General features: G+C 70.2%; 14 protein-coding genes and 2 tRNA genes. 8 read left to right on the plus strand and 8 right to left on the minus strand.

Annotated features, from left to right (window positions below; all coding sequences use genetic code 11):
* Positions 1–2: 2 nt before the first annotated feature.
* The 3 genes from IFT73_RS15990 to IFT73_RS16000 all read left to right on the plus strand — a co-directional run bounded on the left by IFT73_RS15990 (position 3) and on the right by IFT73_RS16000 (position 4,708).
* The gene (locus tag IFT73_RS15990) at positions 3–1,091 is read left to right on the plus strand and encodes an ABC transporter permease (protein WP_192168484.1); all 1,089 of its coding nucleotides are present in this window, start codon (positions 3–5) and stop codon (positions 1,089–1,091) included.
* The gene (locus tag IFT73_RS19110) at positions 1,091–3,772 is read left to right on the plus strand and encodes a dipeptide ABC transporter ATP-binding protein (RefSeq protein WP_192168485.1); all 2,682 of its coding nucleotides are present in this window, start codon (positions 1,091–1,093) and stop codon (positions 3,770–3,772) included. The genes IFT73_RS15990 and IFT73_RS19110 overlap by 1 nt, the downstream gene beginning before the upstream one ends.
* Positions 3,773–3,835: 63 nt before the next feature.
* A complete protein-coding gene (locus IFT73_RS16000) occupies positions 3,836–4,708 on the plus strand; it encodes an oxygenase MpaB family protein (RefSeq protein WP_192168486.1) in 873 nt (290 codons plus the stop codon).
* Between the two features lies 1 nt (position 4,709).
* Here IFT73_RS16000 and IFT73_RS16005 read toward each other — a convergent pair whose 3' ends face one another.
* Positions 4,710–5,213 (minus strand): MarR family winged helix-turn-helix transcriptional regulator, encoded by a 504-nt coding sequence (locus IFT73_RS16005; RefSeq protein ID WP_192168487.1) that lies wholly within the window; start codon positions 5,211–5,213, stop codon positions 4,710–4,712.
* A gap of 116 nt (positions 5,214–5,329) precedes the next feature.
* On the opposite strand from IFT73_RS16005, the gene IFT73_RS16010 reads away from it, so the two are divergent.
* From IFT73_RS16010 to IFT73_RS16025, 4 genes are all read left to right on the plus strand, one after another.
* Positions 5,330–5,989 carry an FMN-dependent NADH-azoreductase gene (locus IFT73_RS16010; protein ID WP_192168488.1) on the plus strand — a complete coding sequence of 220 codons (660 nt, stop codon included), beginning with the start codon at positions 5,330–5,332 and terminating at the stop codon, positions 5,987–5,989.
* Between the two features lie 80 nt (positions 5,990–6,069).
* Entirely contained in the window at positions 6,070–6,345 is a 276-nt protein-coding gene (locus IFT73_RS16015) for a hypothetical protein (RefSeq protein ID WP_157432415.1), read from the plus strand.
* Complete coding sequence (locus IFT73_RS16020; protein ID WP_197984323.1) at positions 6,342–6,761, plus strand: phage holin family protein; 420 nt, start codon at positions 6,342–6,344, stop codon at positions 6,759–6,761. Before IFT73_RS16015 ends, IFT73_RS16020 begins: the two co-directional genes overlap by 4 nt.
* Complete coding sequence (locus tag IFT73_RS16025) at positions 6,758–6,958, plus strand: DUF3618 domain-containing protein (RefSeq protein WP_192168489.1); 201 nt, start codon at positions 6,758–6,760, stop codon at positions 6,956–6,958. Before IFT73_RS16020 ends, IFT73_RS16025 begins: the two co-directional genes overlap by 4 nt.
* A gap of 3 nt (positions 6,959–6,961) precedes the next feature.
* Here the strand turns inward: IFT73_RS16025 and IFT73_RS16030 are convergent, their stop codons facing one another.
* From IFT73_RS16030 to IFT73_RS16040, 3 genes are read right to left on the minus strand one after another with little or no spacing between them, the layout of a single operon-like run.
* Positions 6,962–7,588 (minus strand): MBL fold metallo-hydrolase, encoded by a 627-nt coding sequence (locus IFT73_RS16030; RefSeq protein WP_192168490.1) that lies wholly within the window; start codon positions 7,586–7,588, stop codon positions 6,962–6,964.
* Complete coding sequence (locus IFT73_RS16035) at positions 7,588–8,676, minus strand: S-(hydroxymethyl)mycothiol dehydrogenase (RefSeq protein ID WP_192168491.1); 1,089 nt, start codon at positions 8,674–8,676, stop codon at positions 7,588–7,590. The genes IFT73_RS16030 and IFT73_RS16035 overlap by 1 nt, the downstream gene beginning before the upstream one ends.
* A gap of 44 nt (positions 8,677–8,720) precedes the next feature.
* A complete protein-coding gene (locus tag IFT73_RS16040; protein ID WP_192168492.1) occupies positions 8,721–10,895 on the minus strand; it encodes a glutamine synthetase III in 2,175 nt (724 codons plus the stop codon).
* Between the two features lie 122 nt (positions 10,896–11,017).
* Here IFT73_RS16040 and IFT73_RS16045 point away from each other — a divergent pair, with 122 nt between their 5' ends.
* A complete protein-coding gene (locus IFT73_RS16045) occupies positions 11,018–12,052 on the plus strand; it encodes an LLM class flavin-dependent oxidoreductase (protein ID WP_371811305.1) in 1,035 nt (344 codons plus the stop codon).
* A 195-nt stretch (positions 12,053–12,247) separates the two neighbouring features.
* Here the strand turns inward: IFT73_RS16045 and IFT73_RS16050 are convergent.
* The 4 genes from IFT73_RS16050 to gyrA form a co-directional block, all read right to left on the minus strand.
* A tRNA-Ala gene (locus IFT73_RS16050) sits at positions 12,248–12,320 on the minus strand.
* 143 nt (positions 12,321–12,463) lie between these two features.
* Positions 12,464–12,538, minus strand: a tRNA-Ile gene (locus IFT73_RS16055).
* Between the two features lie 30 nt (positions 12,539–12,568).
* Positions 12,569–13,483 carry a DUF3566 domain-containing protein gene (locus tag IFT73_RS16060; protein ID WP_371811306.1) on the minus strand — a complete coding sequence of 305 codons (915 nt, stop codon included), beginning with the start codon at positions 13,481–13,483 and terminating at the stop codon, positions 12,569–12,571.
* Positions 13,480–16,092 (minus strand): DNA gyrase subunit A, encoded by a 2,613-nt coding sequence (gene gyrA, locus IFT73_RS16065; protein WP_192168494.1) that lies wholly within the window; start codon positions 16,090–16,092, stop codon positions 13,480–13,482. Before gyrA ends, IFT73_RS16060 begins: the two co-directional genes overlap by 4 nt.
* Between the last annotated feature and the right edge of the window lie 10 nt (positions 16,093–16,102).

Here is a 16,102-nt window from a genome sequence, read left to right on the forward strand (position 1 = left end):
ACATGTCGACCGCCGAAGTCCTGGCACCGCTCGAACCCGCCGGTGCGCGTCCGCCGAGCCGGCGTCGCGGACCCCTGAGCCCCCTGGCCCGCTACCTGCTGGTGCGCCTCGCGCTGCTCGTCCCGATGATCTGGGTGCTCGTCACGATGGTGTTCGTGCTGATGCGCGTCATCGGCGACCCGATCCAGGCCGCGCTCGGCGGACGTCTGACGGCCGAGCAGATCGCCGAGCGCAAGGCCGACGCCGGCCTCGACCGGCCGATCCTGACGCAGTACTGGGAGTACCTGTCCGGGCTGTTCCGCGGCGACTTCGGCACGACGCTGACCGACAACCGCAAGGTCTCGGACATCCTCGTCGTCAACGGCGCGGCGACGCTCGAGCTGGCCTTCTGGTCGCTGATCGTGGCGTTCGCGGTGGGCGTCCCGCTCGGACGCCTCGCGGCCCGCTACCGCGATCGGGTGCCCGACGTCCTGCTGCGGCTGTTCTCGATCCTGGTCTACGCGGCACCCGTGTTCTTCGTGGGCCTGCTGCTCAAGCTCGCCTTCACGCCGTTCGGCTGGCCCTCGTCGGGACGCGCCAGCATCGCGACCGAGCTGACGCTGCAGGACGTCCACCCGCGCACCAACATCATGATCGTCGACGCGATCCTGTGGGGAGACCCCGCGCTGATCGGCGACGTCCTGAAGCACGCGATGCTGCCCGCGATCGCCCTCGGCCTGCTGACCGGCGGCGTGTTCCTGCGACTCGTGCGGGTCAACCTGCTGCAGACGCTGCGGATGGACTACGTCACGGCGGCCCGCGCCCGCGGCATCTCCGAGCGACGCGTCATGAACAAGCACGCCTTCCGCAACGCGCTGGTGCCGGTCGTGACCGTCATGGGCATGCAGGTCGCCCTGCTGCTGGGCGGCGCGATCCTCACCGAGACGACCTTCGAGTGGAAGGGGCTGGGCTACCAGCTGTCGGAGTACCTGATCCGCCGCGACTTCCTGGCCGTGCAGGGCATCGTGACCGTCATCGCCCTGATCGTCGGGGCGATGAGCTTCCTGATCGACGTCATCGTCGCGTTCGTCGACCCCCGAGTGAGGTTCTGATGTCTCGATTCGTCCCCGGCGTGGTCCGGCAGTCCCACGGGCTGCAGCGCTTCATGCTCCTGCTGGGCTTCGGCCTGGTGTTCCTGTTCGTGTTCGTGGCGATCTTCGCCCCGTGGCTCGCGCCGTACGACTTCAACGCCGACCGCGCCAACGGCGTCGTCTTCGGGACGCAGCAGGGCCCGTCGGCCGATCACTGGTTCGGCACGACGGTCGGCGGCACCGACGTGCTGTCGCGCGTCATCTACGGGGCCCGCACCGCGGTCGAGGTCATCGTCCTGGCGGTCGTGCTGTCGGGTGTCGTCGGCGTGCCGCTCGGCCTGGTCTCGGGCTACCTCGGCGGATGGCTCGACCGCGTCCTGGTGCTCGTCATGGACGCCCTGTACGCGTTCCCGTCGCTGCTGCTCGCGATCGTCGTCTCGATCGTCCTGTCGGGCGGCAACAGCAGCGCGATCGGCGGCATCCTCGCGGCGGCCATCTCGATCACCGTCGTCTTCGTGCCGCAGTACTACCGCGTGATCCGCAACGCGACGCTGTCGGTCAAGGCCGAGCCCTACGTCGACGCCGCCAAGGTCGTCGGCGTGCGGACGCCCCGCATCCTGCGCAAGCACGTCTTCTCGAACGTCTCGTCGTCGCTGCCCGTCATCGGCACCCTCAACGCGTCGGAGGCGATCCTGACCCTCGCCGGGCTGGGCTTCCTCGGCTTCGGCATCGAGCCGTCGGCAGCCGCCGAGTGGGGCTACGACCTCAACAAGGCGCTGCCGGACGCGTCGTCGGGCATCTGGTGGACGGGAGTGTTCCCGGGTCTGGCGATCGTGCTGATCGTGCTGGGCGCGACGCTCGTGGGCGAGAGCCTCAACGACATCCTCAACCCGCTGCTGCGCACCCGCGGCGCCGACACGACCGAGGCCGACCAGGCCGAGATCGAGCAGGAGTTCGCCGCCCTCGACAGCGCCACGGACGACCGGTCCCTAGGGAGGCCGCCAGCGGCCGACCGTGAGCGAAGCGAAGGGACAGATGCAGACGCAGGGACCGACGCCGGCGAGAAGCGGGTCGCGGCGCTGTCGCTGACCGATCTCGCGGTGTCGTTCCGCACCGACGCGGGCCAGGTCAGGGCCGTCAAGGGCATCAGCTTCGACGTCGCCCCGGGCGAGGTCGTCGCGGTCGTCGGCGAGTCCGGCTCCGGCAAGTCCGTCAGCTCGCGAGCCGTCCTGGGCCTGCTGCCCTCGACGGCCGAGGTGACCGGCTCGGCCCGCCTGGGCGACCGCGACCTGCTCGGGCTGTCGAACCGCAGCCTCCAGCCGATCCGCGGCGACCGGGTCTCGATGGTGTTCCAGGAGCCCGCCACGGCGCTCAACCCGGTCTACACGGTCGGCTGGCAGATCATCGAGGGCCTGCAGGCGCACCGCAAGATCTCGAAGAAGGCCGCCCGCGCCCGCGCCGTCGAGCTGCTCGAGATGGTCGGCATGCCCGACCCCGAGGAGCGCGTCGGCTACTACCCGCACCAGCTGTCGGGCGGGCAGAAGCAGCGGGTCGTCATCGCGATGGCGATCGCCTGCGATCCCGACGTCATCATCGCCGACGAGCCGACGACGGCTCTCGACGTCACGGTGCAGGCCTCGATCCTCGAGCTCCTGCTGTCGCTGCGCGAGCGGCTCGGCACCGCGATCGTCCTGATCACCCACAACATGGGCGTCGTGGCCGACATGGCCGACCGCGTCGTCGTCATGTACCGCGGCACGATCGTCGAGCAGGCGCCGTCGCGCGAGCTGTTCGCGTCCCCGCGGCACCCGTACACGCGGGCGCTCCTCGACGCCGTCCCGCACCTCGGCCGCTCGGACGGTCCCGGGCTGGTCGACGACAAGACCGACGTCGTCCTGAAGGTCGACGACCTCGTCGTCGAGTTCGCCGGACACTTCGGACAGCCGCCGTTCCGGGCCGTCGACCACGTCTCGTTCGAGATCCGCAAGGGCGAGGTGCTGGGCCTGGTCGGCGAGTCGGGATCCGGCAAGTCGACCGTCGGCCGCACGACGGTGGGCCTTCAGCAGCCGACGTCCGGCACGATCCACGTCTCGGGCCAGCAGGTGTCGGGCCTCAGCGACCGCCAGCTGCGCTCGATGCGCTCGCGGTTCGGATTCGTGTTCCAGGACCCCGCGTCCTCGCTCAACCCCCGCATGTCGATCGGCCAGTGCATCGCCGAGCCGCTGCACGTCCAGACCGAGCTGACGTCGTCGCAGATCGACGCCAAGGTCGCCGAGCTGCTCGAGAACGTCGAGCTCGGCGGCTCGTACGCCGAGCGGTTCCCGCACGAGCTGTCGGGCGGCCAGCGGCAGCGGGTCAGTCTCGCCCGCGCGCTGTCGCTCGACCCCGACCTGCTGATCGCCGACGAGCCGACGTCGGCCCTCGACGTCTCGGTGCAGGCGCGCGTGCTCGAGCTGTTCAGGGAGCTGCAGCAGCGTCTGCAGTTCGCGTGCCTGTTCATCAGCCACGACCTCGCGGTCGTCGACACGCTGGCCAACCGCGTCGCCGTCATGCAGCACGGCGAGCTGGTCGAGATCGGGGCGCGCGACCAGGTGCTGAGCCACCCCCGGGAGGCGTACACGCAGCGACTCATCGCGGCGGTCCCCGTGCCCGACCCGATCGAGCAGGCGCGCCGCCGCGCCGAGCGCGCCCCGATCGGCTGACCCGGTGCCGAGGGCCGGCGTGCTCGAAGCGCCGGTTCTTGGCTCGTGGGGGACACTCGACAGGTGAACGTGTTCAGTTTTGCGCAGGAACGGGTCGGGGCAGCCATCTTCGCGCGCGTCGCGGGGGAGGAGGGGCCGGCGCGGCGCGACCGCATCCACCTCGCCGAGGGGCCGCGACGGTTCGGGCCCGACTCGGCGATCCAACGCGTGCACTCCGACGCGTCGATGTTCGTCGGCGGCATGCGGGCGCTGCTGCTGCAGTCGCTGCACCCCCTGGCCATGGCGGCGGTCGACCAGCACTCCGGCTACCGCGGCGACCCGTGGGGACGCCTGCAGCGCACCAGCACGTTCCTGGCCGAGACGACGTTCGGCACGATCGAGGACGCCGATCGCGCGATCCGCATCGTGCGGGCCGTGCACGGACGCATCAACGGGGTGGCGCCCGACGGACGCCCGTACGAGGCGTCCGACCCGCACCTGCTGCGGTGGGTGCACGTGGCCGAGATCGACAGCTTCCTGCGGGCCCACGACCGCTACGGCGCGCACCGCCTCGACGCCGGCGGTCGCGACGCGTACGTGGCCGACACGGCCCACGTCGCCCGCGCGCTCGGAGCCGTCGACGTGCCCGAGACCGTCGCCGAGCTCGACGAGGTCATGCGGTCGTACCGGCCCGAGCTGCAGGGCACGCCCGCCGCCCGGCGGACGGCCCGTTTCATCCTGGTGCACCCGCCCGTGCCGCTCGCCCTGCGCGGACCGTACGGGCTGCTGTCGGCGGCCGCCGTCGCGATGATGCCGCGGTGGACCCGGCTGCCGCTGCGGCTGCCCTACCTGCCGCTGACCGAGGCGACCGCGGTGCGCACGAGCGGTGTCGTCGTGACGGGCGCGATCCGCTGGGCCATGGGGTCGGGCGTGCCGGCGGTCGCGGAAGCGCCGTAGGTCAGCAGCCCCCCGCGAGGTCGTCGCCCACGACGTCGCACATCGAGTGGTCGGTGGGCGGTGCACCCACCGCGGCCGCGACCAGGAGACGCCTGAACGCGACGGCGTCGTCGGCCGACAGACTGCCGAGCACGACGTCCTCGACGGCTGCCATGCGGCGCCTGACGTCGTCGAGCGTCGCCTCGCCGGCGGCGGTGCGCACCACCTGCCGCGCTCGACGGTCGGCGGGGTCGGGTCGGCGCTCGACGAGACCGGCCTTCTCGAGGTCGTCGACGAGGTAGGTCATGACGGTGCGGTCGATGCCGAGCCGGTGCGCGATCGTGGCCTGGTTGCTGCAGTCGGCACCGGACGACGCGTTCACCAGCACCTGGAAGCCGCGCGGACCGCCCGGCAGGTCGTCCGTCGCCTCACGGGCCCCGTCGAGGTAGCGGCGCAGCAACGAGCCGAGGGCCTGGCCGAAGTCGTCGACCGGGCCGATCGTGCGCTCGCCCGTCGTCTCGCTCATGCCTCCACCCTATCCGCCCCTGCCGGCGTGATGCTCGTCATCGACGATCGTCTGTATAAAATATGATCTTCGTGCAAGACTATATGCAACCACCCCACACCCCAGGAGCACCTGACATGACCACGATCCTCCGGCTCGACTCCAGCATCCGCACCGACGGCTCGGTCACCCGAGCCGTCGCCGACACCCTCGTGGCGTCGATCGTCGAGGCCGAGGGACCCGACACCGTCGTCACGCGCCGCGACGTCGCCGCCGATCCCATCGCACCCGACGTCTGGTCGACCGCCGCCTTCGCCGGCTTCGTGCCGCAGGAGCAGTGGACCCCCGAGCAGGAGGCGGCTCGCGCCGTCGCCGCCGGGCTGGCCGACGAGGTCGAGGCAGCCGACGTGCTGGTCGTCGCGGCGCCGCTGTACAACTTCGGCGTGTCGGCGCACCTCAAGACGTGGATCGACACCCTCATCACCGACCCGCGCTTCGCGCCCGGCACCCAGACGGTCGCGGGCCGGCCCGCCTTCCTCGTCGTCGCGCGCGGTGGTGGCTACGGCGAGGGCACGCCGCGCGCCGGCTGGGACCACGCGACCGACTACCTGCGCCGCATCTTCGGCGACGTGCTCGGGCTCGACCTCGACGTCATCGAGACCGAGCTGACCCTCGCCGAGGTCACCCCGCAGATGGCCGGTCTCGTCGACCTCGCCCGCGCCCAGCTCGCCGAGTCGCACGACGTCGCGCGGGCCGGCGGTCGTTCCGTCACCCTCAAGCTGCGCGCCACGGCCTGACGGATCGCCGTCGCCGCGTGGAAAATCGCTGTGACGGGGTACGGGACGTGCCCCGGACAACGATGCAGGAGCGGTTCACCATGAAGAAGCTGACCATGCTCGCCGTCGCGGGAGCCGGCTACGTGCTGGGCTCCCGCGCCGGACGCGAGCGCTACGAGCAGATCAAGACCCAGGCGACCAGGACCTGGAACAACCCGAAGGTGCAGGACGCCGCGGACACCGTGCAGGCGCAGGCCAAGCAGGCCGGTGCCGATCTCGGTCACGCCGTCAAGGACAAGGTCTCCGAGAAGGTGTCGTCATCCGACCACGCCAACGAGCAGCCGTCGACGATCGCGCCGGGGATGGGGACGTCGTGAGCGACGACCGCACCCCCGTCGGCGAGGCGTCGACGGGCCAGCTCATGACGCAGGCGATGGAGGACATCTCCACCCTGATCCGCGACGAGCTGCAGATGGCCAAGCAGGACCTCGCCACCACCGGCAAGAAGGTCGGTGTCGGCGCGGGCCTGTTCGGACTCGCCGGGACGCTCGCCCTGTTCGGTCTCGGTGCGCTGGTCGCGACGGCCATCCTGGGTATCGCCGAGGGTCTCGCGCCCTGGATCGCCGCCGCGATCGTCGCGGTCGTGCTGTTCGTGGCGGCGGGCGTCGCGGCACTCGTCGGCAAGGGCAGCATCAGCACGGCGGGCGACCCGCCCGCCGCCCGCGTCGAGAGCGTCAAGGCCGACATCGACACCGCCAAGCACGGCACCGACCACGAAGGGACGTCCCGATGAGCTCCGACCTCGAGCAGGAGATCAAGGAGACCCGCGAGCACCTCGGCGAGACCGTCGACGCCCTCGCGGCCAAGCTCGACGTCAAGGCGCGGGCGCAGGAGAAGGTCGCCGAGACCGACAAGCGTCCGTTCGCGGCGGCCCTGGTGCTCGCCGCCGGCGTGGCTGCGGCCGCGCTGGTGTGGCCGCGCGGCCGCTGAACCTCACGAACCGCGGGTGATCCACTCGTCGAGGTGGGGCTTCTCGGCGCCGATCGACGTGTCGTCGCCGTGGCCCGTGTGCACGACCGTGTCGTCCGGGAGCGTCAGCAGACGCTCCCGGATCGACTCGATGATCGTCGGGAAGTCCGAGTAGGACCGTCCCGTCGCGCCCGGCCCACCGTTGAACAGCGTGTCGCCGCTGAAGACGGCGCCCAGCTCGGGTGCGTAGAGGCACGTGCTGCCCGGTGAGTGACCCGGCGTGGGGATCGCCCGCAGCGTCGTGCCCGCGACCTCGAACGTCGCCCCCGAGTGCAGCTCCTGGTCGGGGGCGGTGTCGTGCTCGGCGTCCCACAGCATGCGGTCCTCGGGCGGGAACCACACCTGGGCACCCGTGGCCTCGCCCAGCTCGACCGCGGCGTTGATGTGGTCGTTGTGCCCGTGCGTCAGGACGATCGCGACCACGGTGCGTCCGTCGATCGCGTCGAGGATCGGTGCGGCGTCGTGCGGGGCGTCGATGACGATCACCTCGGCGTCGTCGCCGACCAGCCAGACGTTGTTGTCGACGTCCCAGCTGCCGCCGTCGAGCGCGAACTGTCCCGACGTCACGACCTTCTGCACGCGAGCGCTCATCAGAGGGTCACCACCGATCGCAGGACCGTGCCGTCGTGCATCTTGTCGAACGCGGCCTCGACGTCGTCGATGCCGATCGTCTCGGTCACGAACGCGTCGAGGTCGAGGCGACCCTGCTGGTAGAGGTCGACCAGCATCGGGAAGTCGCGCGACGGCAGGCAGTCGCCATACCAGCTCGACTTCAGCGAGCCGCCGCGACCGAAGACGTCGATCAGCGGCAGGTCGAGCTGCATGTCGGGCGTCGGGACGCCGACCAGCACGACGGTGCCGGCGAGGTCGCGGCCGTAGAAGGCCTGCTTCCACGTCTCGGGCCGGCCGACGGCGTCGATCACGACGTCGGCGCCGTTGCCGTCGGTCAGGGCCTGGATCGCCTCGACCACGTCGCCGTCGGACGACGGGTTGATCGTGTGCGTCGCGCCCAGGCCCGTGGCCCACTCGAGCTTGCGGTCGTCGAGGTCGATCGCGATGATCTTCGCGGCGCCGGCCAGACGGGCACCGGCGACGGCCGCCGATCCGACGCCGCCGCAGCCGATGACCGCGACCGAGTCGCCGCGCTGCACGTTGCCGGTGTTGATCGCGGCACCGAGACCCGCCATGACACCGCATCCCAGCAGGCCCACCGCGGCGGGCGACGCCGACGGGTCGACCTTGGTGCACTGGCCCGCCGCCACGAGCGTCTTGTCGGCGAAGGCGCCGATGCCCAGCGCGGGCGACAGCTCCGTGCCGTCCTCGAGCGTCATCTTCTGCTTCGCGTTGTGCGTGTCGAAGCAGTACCAGGGGCGACCGCGCAGGCACGCCCGGCAGCTGCCGCACACCGCGCGCCAGTTCAGGACGACGAAGTCGCCCGGTGCGACGTCGGTGACGCCCTCGCCGACCGACTCGACGACCCCGGCGGCCTCGTGGCCGAGCAGGAACGGGAACTCGTCGTTGATCCCGCCCTCGCGGTAGTGCAGGTCGGTGTGGCACACGCCGCACGCCGAGATGTCGACGACCGCCTCGCCCGGGCCCGGGTCGGGGATGACGATGTTCTCGACGGTGACGGGTGCGCCCTTCGAGCGGGCGATGACTCCTCGGACGGTCTGCGGCATGCGGGCTCCTCGGTCGTGGCTGCGGTCACCACGACGCTATCGGCCTACAGGATGTAGAGCATCTCCTGGTAGGTCGGCAGCGGCCACAGGTCGTCGGCGACGACGGCCTCGAGCGCGTCGGCCGCGGCGCGGACCGTCGCCATCGCCGGCAGCAGGGCCGTCTGCGCGTACGTCGCCTCGGCGAGGCCGTCGTCGCCGTGGTCGCCGTCCAGCGCCAGTCGCAGCGCGCCGATGCCGACGCGGAGGTCGTCGATGACCGACGTGATCTCGTGCAGCAGGTCCAGGTCGGGCTCGACGCCCGCGGTCCTCAGCGCGCTGACGTTGGTCGCCAGCTCGGTCTGGTAGCGGACCGCGGCCGGCAGCACCGACGTCTGACCGATCTCGAGCGTCGACAGCGCCTCGACCATGATGCTCTGCGTGTAGTGCTCGAGACCGATCTCGTACCGGCTGTGCGCCTCGCTCTCGGTGAAGATGCCGTAGCGCTCGAACAGCTGCACCGACGACTCGGTGATCAGCTCGGGCAGCGCGTCGAGCGTCGTGCGCAGGTTGGGCAGTCCGCGCTCGGCCGCCTCGACCTGCCACTCGTCCGAGTAGCCGTTGCCGTTGAAGACGACCGAGCCGTGATCGGTGATGAGCTCGGTCAGCAGCGACTGGACGGCCTCGTTGAGCTCGGTGCCGAGCTCGACCGCGGTCTCGAGCTTCGTCGCGATGTGGTCGAGCGCCTCGGCCATGATCGCGTTGATCGTGGTCATGGGTCCGGCGACCGACTGCAGCGAGCCCGGTGCGCGGAACTCGAAACGGTTGCCCGTGAACGCGAACGGGCTCGTGCGGTTGCGGTCGCCCGGGTCGGTCGGCAGCACCGGCAGCGTGTCGACGCCGATCTGCAGCGTCCCACGCCCCTTCGACGACGTCGCGGGCCCCTTGGCGAGCTGCTCGAAGACCCCGGCCAGCTGGTCGCCGAGGAAGATCGAGATGATCGCGGGCGGTGCCTCGTTGGCCCCGAGACGGTGGTCGTTGCTCGCCGACGCGACCGATGCCCGCAGCAGCCCTCCGTACTGGTGGACTGCGCGGATGACCGCGGCGCAGAAGACGAGGAACTGGGCGTTGTCGTGCGGGGTGTCGCCGGGCAGCAGCAGATTGCCCTCGGTCGCGTTGCCGAGCGAGAAGTTGACGTGCTTGCCCGAGCCGTTGACGCCCTCGAACGGCTTCTCGTGGAACAGGCACTCCATGCCGTGCTTGCGCGCGACGGTCTTGAACGTCGTCATGAGCAGCTGCTGGTGGTCGGCGCCGACGTTGGCGGCCTCGAACATCGGGGCGATCTCGAACTGTCCCGGCGCGACCTCGTTGTGGCGGGTCTTGGCGGGGATGCCGAGCTTGAACAGCTCGCGCTCGGTGTCGGCCATGAACCCGAGCACCCGCTCGGGGATCGCGCCGAAGTAGTGGTCGTCGAACTCCTGGCCCTTGGGCGGCTTGGCGCCGAACAGCGTGCGTCCGCTGTTGAGCAGGTCGGGACGGGCCACGAAGAAGTGGCGGTCGATCAGGAAGTACTCCTGCTCGGGACCGCAGTACGAGACGACCGCCGACGGCGTGTGCCCGAAGAGGGTCAGGACGCGCTCGGCGTGCACCGCCATGGCCTGCTGCGCGCGCAGCAGGGGCGTCTTGTGGTCGAGCGCCTCACCGGTCATCGAGATGAAGACCGTGGGGATGCACAGGGTGTTGCCGTGCGGGTTCTCCAGGATGTAGGCGGGGCTCGTCACGTCCCAGCCGGTGTAGCCGCGCGCCTCGAAGGTGTTGCGCAGGCCGCCGTTGGGGAAGCTCGACGCGTCGGGCTCGCCCTGCACGAGGGTCTTGCCGGCGAACTCGGCCAAGGCCGTCCCGTCGCCCACCGGGTCGAAGAAGCCGTCGTGCTTCTCGGCGGTGAATCCCGTCAGGGGGTAGAACACGTGGGCGTAGTGCGTCGCACCCTTCTCGATCGCCCAGTCCTTCATGGCCGACGCGACGGCGTCCGCCACCTGGGGGTCGAGCACCTGCGAGTCGTCGATCGTGGCGACGACCGACCTGAAGACCGACTTCGGGAGGCGCTTGTGCATCACGGTCCTGCTGAAGACGTTCGCGCCGAAGAGGTCACCCGGCGTCTCGCCGGGGACGCAGCTCGGGGCCGGCGGGACGTACGCCTCGACGTCGGTGATGGCCTGCAGGCGGACGGGGTTCGCGCTCATGTGATCGGTCCTTCTCGGGGGGCGAGGACAGTCCTCGTGCGGCTGCCGGTCTCAGGATGATCCACGGACATTTCGCCGACGTGTCAGCGGCGATTCGTGCCGGGAACCATAGGCTGGACGGCGTGAGCGCACCCGACCGTCCGTTGAAGAAGCTCGGATTCCTGACCATCGGCCTGTTCGACGAGCACGACCCGGGGCCCGGTCACGAGAGCACCCTGCAGGTCATCGAGCTCGGCGAGCAGCTCGGCTTCGACAGCGCCTGGCTGCGGCACCGCCACCTGCAGCACGGCATCTCGTCGCCCGTCGCGGTGCTGGCCGCGGCGACGCAGCGCACGTCGCGCATCGAGCTCGGCACCGCCGTCACCCCGCTCGGGCTCGAGAACCCCTTCCGCCTGGCCGAGGACCTGTCGACCGTCGACGTCCTGTCGGGCGGCCGGCTCAACCCCGGCGTCAGCGTCGGCCCGCCGACCCACTACGACGACATCAAGGCGCACCTGTACCCCGACACCGCCGACGCCGAGGACTTCTCGTACGCCCGGGTCGACCGGCTGCTGCACGCGCTGCGGGGCGAGCGGGTCAGCACGTTCGAGGGGACGCAGGGCATCGAGACGTTCTCGGCGCGCATCCAGCCGCACGCCCGGGGCCTGGCCGACCGGGTCTGGTACGGCGGCGCGGGGTTCGCATCGGTGGAGTGGGCCGCGCGGTCCGGACTCAACCTGCTGACCAGCAGCGTCGTCCGTGCGGAGGATGACCTGGTGGGCGACGGCGACGACTTCGCGCGCATCCAGCGCGCCCAGATCGACCGGTTCCGCGAGCTGCACCCGCTCGGAGGCGCCGCCCGGGTGTCGCAGGGTCTCGTCGTGGTGCCCACCGACTCCGCGACACCCGAGCAGGCCGCCCGGTACGAGGCGTACGCGGCATCGCGCCTCGACCGCACCCGTGAGCCGCAGGGACCCGGTCGCCTGATGTTCGCTCCCGATCTCGTCGGAACCTCTTCACAGATCGCCGACCGCCTGTGGGAACACGCCGGCTTCCAGGCCGTCGACGAGGTCGCGTTCGCGCTCCCGTTCACGTTCGAGCACGCCGACTACGTGCAGATCCTGACCGACATCGCGACGGTTCTCGCTCCCCTCCTGGGGTGGCGATCTGCCGTCTGACCTGCGGAACTACATCCGTGTCATTTTCCACAGGTGTGTACACAGCTGTGCGTAACCCCGGCTGTGGACGGCGGTGAATGACATCGATGGGATTTCATCCACTGGCTGGGGACAAGCCTGTGCACAACTGCGACCGTCGCACGGGTCCCGGGAACGACGAATCCCCCGGTCCGAGGGACCGGGGGATGTCGAGGGTGGAGCCACGGGGACTCGAACCCCGAACCCCCTGCTTGCAAAGCAGGTGCGCTACCAATTGCGCCATGGCCCCGTGCTGGTGTGGATCACAGACGATCCGTGGCAGCCGACCAGGTGTCGGGCGGCGCATCTCCGGATCTCCGGCCGAGGGCCCAGACGAGCCCTGCGGCGGCGATGCTGAAGGCGATGACAGTCTTCATCGGACCTCCTTCTACGTGGGCGTACGAGGACTTGAACCTCGGACCTCTTCCTTATCAGGGAAGCGCTCTAACCAAGCTGAGCTATACGCCCGCAACAGCCCTGAACTCTACCGCACCCGTTTCACTTGTCTTCAGCGAGGGTCACTTCGACGCCTCCCATGAGCTGTGCGGCGAGGTTGTACAGGTGCGCGCCGATCGTCGCGAGGGCCGTCATCAGCACGACGTTGACCGCTGACAGCACCAGCGTCAGGCCGACGACACGCCCCACACCGAAGTAGTCGGTGACGTTGAAGGCCGTCGTGTCATCGCTCAGCACCGTCGTGAAGCTCTCGTTGATCTGGTCCCAGACCCCGACGAAGTCGAGGACGAACCAGAAGATCGTGACCGCGACGACCGCGACGATCATCATGGCGACCGAGATCGCGAAGGCCAGGCGGGTGACCGACCACGGCTCGACGTGCGTCAGCCGCAGGCTGGCGCGCCGACCCGGGCCCGGCTGGACGGTCTCGGCGGGGCGCGACGTGCGCGCGTCGTCAGGACGGTCCTTGACGGCCGGGATGACCGCGGTGGACGCCGGCGATCCCTTGGTGGTGTGCTCGTAGTCGGCCGCCGTGAGCGGACGACCGGTCGGACCGCCCACGGGCTGGATCTGCCGCTTCTGGTCAGGGCGAGCTGACGTGCCCTTCTTCGCCGGGGCCGCAGGCGACGACGCGGACGTGGTCGACGACGTCGTGGGGGCCGCGGTCTTGCGCGGACGTCCCTTGTCAGTCTGGGACGCCGCCGGCGGGACCTTCTTGGCCGGCGTCGCCTTGGCCGGTGCTGCCTTCGGCGGCGTGCTCTTGGCGGCGGGGGCGCTCTTGGCTGCCGGGGTGCTCGGCGCTGCCGGGGTGCTCTGCGACGGCGGAGTGCCCTTGGCCGCCGGCGTGCCCTGGCCAGCGGCCGCGGGCTTGGTCATCCGCGGGATCGCCTGCGTCGGGGCGGCGTCACCGGCACCCGATCCGGGCACGGCTTTGGACCCCTTCGATTCTTCGCTCACTGGTCACTGCCCTCGTCGGTCGGGTCGGTCTCGGTCTGGTCGGTGGGAGCCTCGTCGGTCACGGACTCGTCCGTGGGGGCCTGCTCGGTCACGGCCTCGTCCTGCAGGACCTCGGCATTGCGTGCGATCGTCACGACCCGATCGTCCCCCTTGAACTTGACGAAGCTGACTCCCATCGTGCCACGCCCCGTGGGGTTGACGCCGGAGACGAGGCTGCGTGTGACCTGACCACTGGCCGTCACCGAGATGACGTCGTCGGTGTCGACGAGCACGAGCCCGCCCACGAGCTCACCGCGGTTCTCGGTGATCTGCATGGCCTTGATGCCCAGTCCACCACGACCCTGCAAACGGTACTGGTCGATCGGCGTCTTCTTGGCGTAGCCGCCGTCGGTGACGGTGAAGACGAACAGCTCGTCGGCATCCGGGACCTCGACCTGCTCGAGCGCGTCGGCCGAGCGTCGGATGACCGACAGCGACAGCATCGAGTCGTCGTCGCGGAACTTCATGCCCGTGACGCCCGACGTCGCCCGGCCCATGGGCCGCAGCTGCTCGTCGTCGGCCCGGAACCGGATGGCCTGCGCGCGGCGCGAGATCAGCAGCAGGTCGTCGTCGGGGGTGACCAGCTCGGCGCCGATCAGCTCGTCGTCGTCGTCGCGGAAGTTGATCGCGATGACGCCGGCCTGGCGGGGGCTGTTGTAGTCCTCGAGGCGCGTCTTCTTGACCAGGCCCTTGCGGGTCGCCAGCACCAGGTAGGGGGCCTGCTCGTAGTCACGGATCGCCAGCACCTGCGCGATCTCCTCGTCGGGCTGGAACGACAGCAGCCCGGCGACGTGCCCGCCCTTGGCGTCGCGCCCGGCCTCGGGCAGCTGGTACGCCTTGGCGCGGTAGACGCGACCGGCCGTCGTGAAGAACAGGATCCAGTGGTGGCTCGTGGTCGCGAACATGTGGTCGACCATGTCGTCACCGCGCAACGAGGCACCGCGCACACCCTTGCCGCCGCGGTTCTGCACGCGGTACAGCTCGGTGCGGGTGCGCTTGGCGTACCCGCCCTTGGTGATCGTGACGACGACCTCCTCGTCGGGGATGAGGTCCTCCATCGACAGGTCGCCGTCGGCCGGGACGATCGGGGAGCGGCGGTCGTCGCCGAACTTGTCGACGATCTCGGCGAGCTCGTCCGACACGATCTGGCGCTGACGCTCCGGCTTGGCCAGGATGTCGCGGTAGTCGGCGATCTCGAGCTCGATCTCGGCGAGCTGGTCGATGATCTTCTGACGCTCGAGGGCGGCCAGACGACGCAGCTGCATGTCGAGGATCGCGGTGGCCTGGATCTCGTCGATCGTGAGCAGCGCGATCAGGCCCTCGCGGGCCTCGTCGACCGTCGGGCTGCGACGGATCAGGGCGATGACGTCGTCGAGCGCGTCGAGCGCCTTGACGAGTCCACGCAGGATGTGGGCGCGCTCCTCGGCCTGGTCGAGCAGGTACTGGGTGCGCCGCTGGATGACCTCGATCTGGTGGGTGATCCAGTTGCTGATGAAGCCGTCGAGCGTCAGCGTGCGCGGGACGTCGTCGACGATCGCGAGCATGTTGGCGCTGAAGTTGCTCTGCAGCTCGGTGTGCTTGTAGAGGTTGTTGAGCACGACCCGCGCGACGGCGTCGCGCTTGAGCTTGACCACGAGGCGACGTCCGACGCGCGACGACGACTCGTCGTTGACGTCGGCGATGCCCTGCACGCGACCCGAGATGGCCAGGTCGGCGATCTTCTCGGCCAGGTTGTCGGGGTTGACCTGGTAGGGCAGCTCCTTGATGACCAGGCTCAGACCGCCCTTGGCGTCCTCCTCGATCTCGACGATGCCGCGCATCGTGATCGAGCCGCGGCCCGTGCGGTACATGTTCTCGATGCCCTGGGTGCCGACGATCAGGCCGTTGGTCGGGAAGTCGGGGCCCTTGATGCGCTGCATCAGGGCCTCGAGCAGCTCCTCCTGCGACGCCTCGGGGTTGGCCAGCGCCCACTGCGCACCGTCGGCGACCTCGCCCAGGTTGTGCGGCGGGATGTTGGTCGCCATGCCCACCGCGATGCCCGCCGAGCCGTTGACCAGCAGGTTCGGGAAGCGCGCCGGCAGCACGGTCGGCTCGAGCGACCGGCCGTCGTAGTTGGGACGGAAGTCGACGGTGTTCTTCTCGATGTCGCGCACCATCTCCATCGCGATGGGCGCGAGCTTGCACTCGGTGTACCGCATCGCGGCGGCACCGTCGTTGCCCGGCGAGCCGAAGTTGCCCTGCCCCGAGATCATCGGCGCCCGCATGACCCACGGCTGCGCCAGGCGCACGAGGGTGTCGTAGATCGCCGTGTCGCCGTGCGGGTGGTACTGGCCCATGACGTCGCCGACGATGCGCGAGCACTTGGAGAATCCGCGGTCGGGTCGGTACCCGCCGTCGTACATCGCGTAGAGCACCCGGCGGTGGACGGGCTTGAGCCCGTCGCGGACGTCGGGCAGCGCGCGCGACACGATGACGCTCATGGCGTAGTCGATGTAGGAGCGCTGCATCTCGACCTGCAGCTCGACGTGCTCGATCCGGTCGTGCTCGGGGGGAGGCGTGGTGTCGGTCATGAGTGGATCC

This window comes from Aeromicrobium sp. CFBP 8757, from assembly GCF_014841755.1.
In the GTDB taxonomy this organism is placed as follows: domain Bacteria; phylum Actinomycetota; class Actinomycetes; order Propionibacteriales; family Nocardioidaceae; genus Aeromicrobium.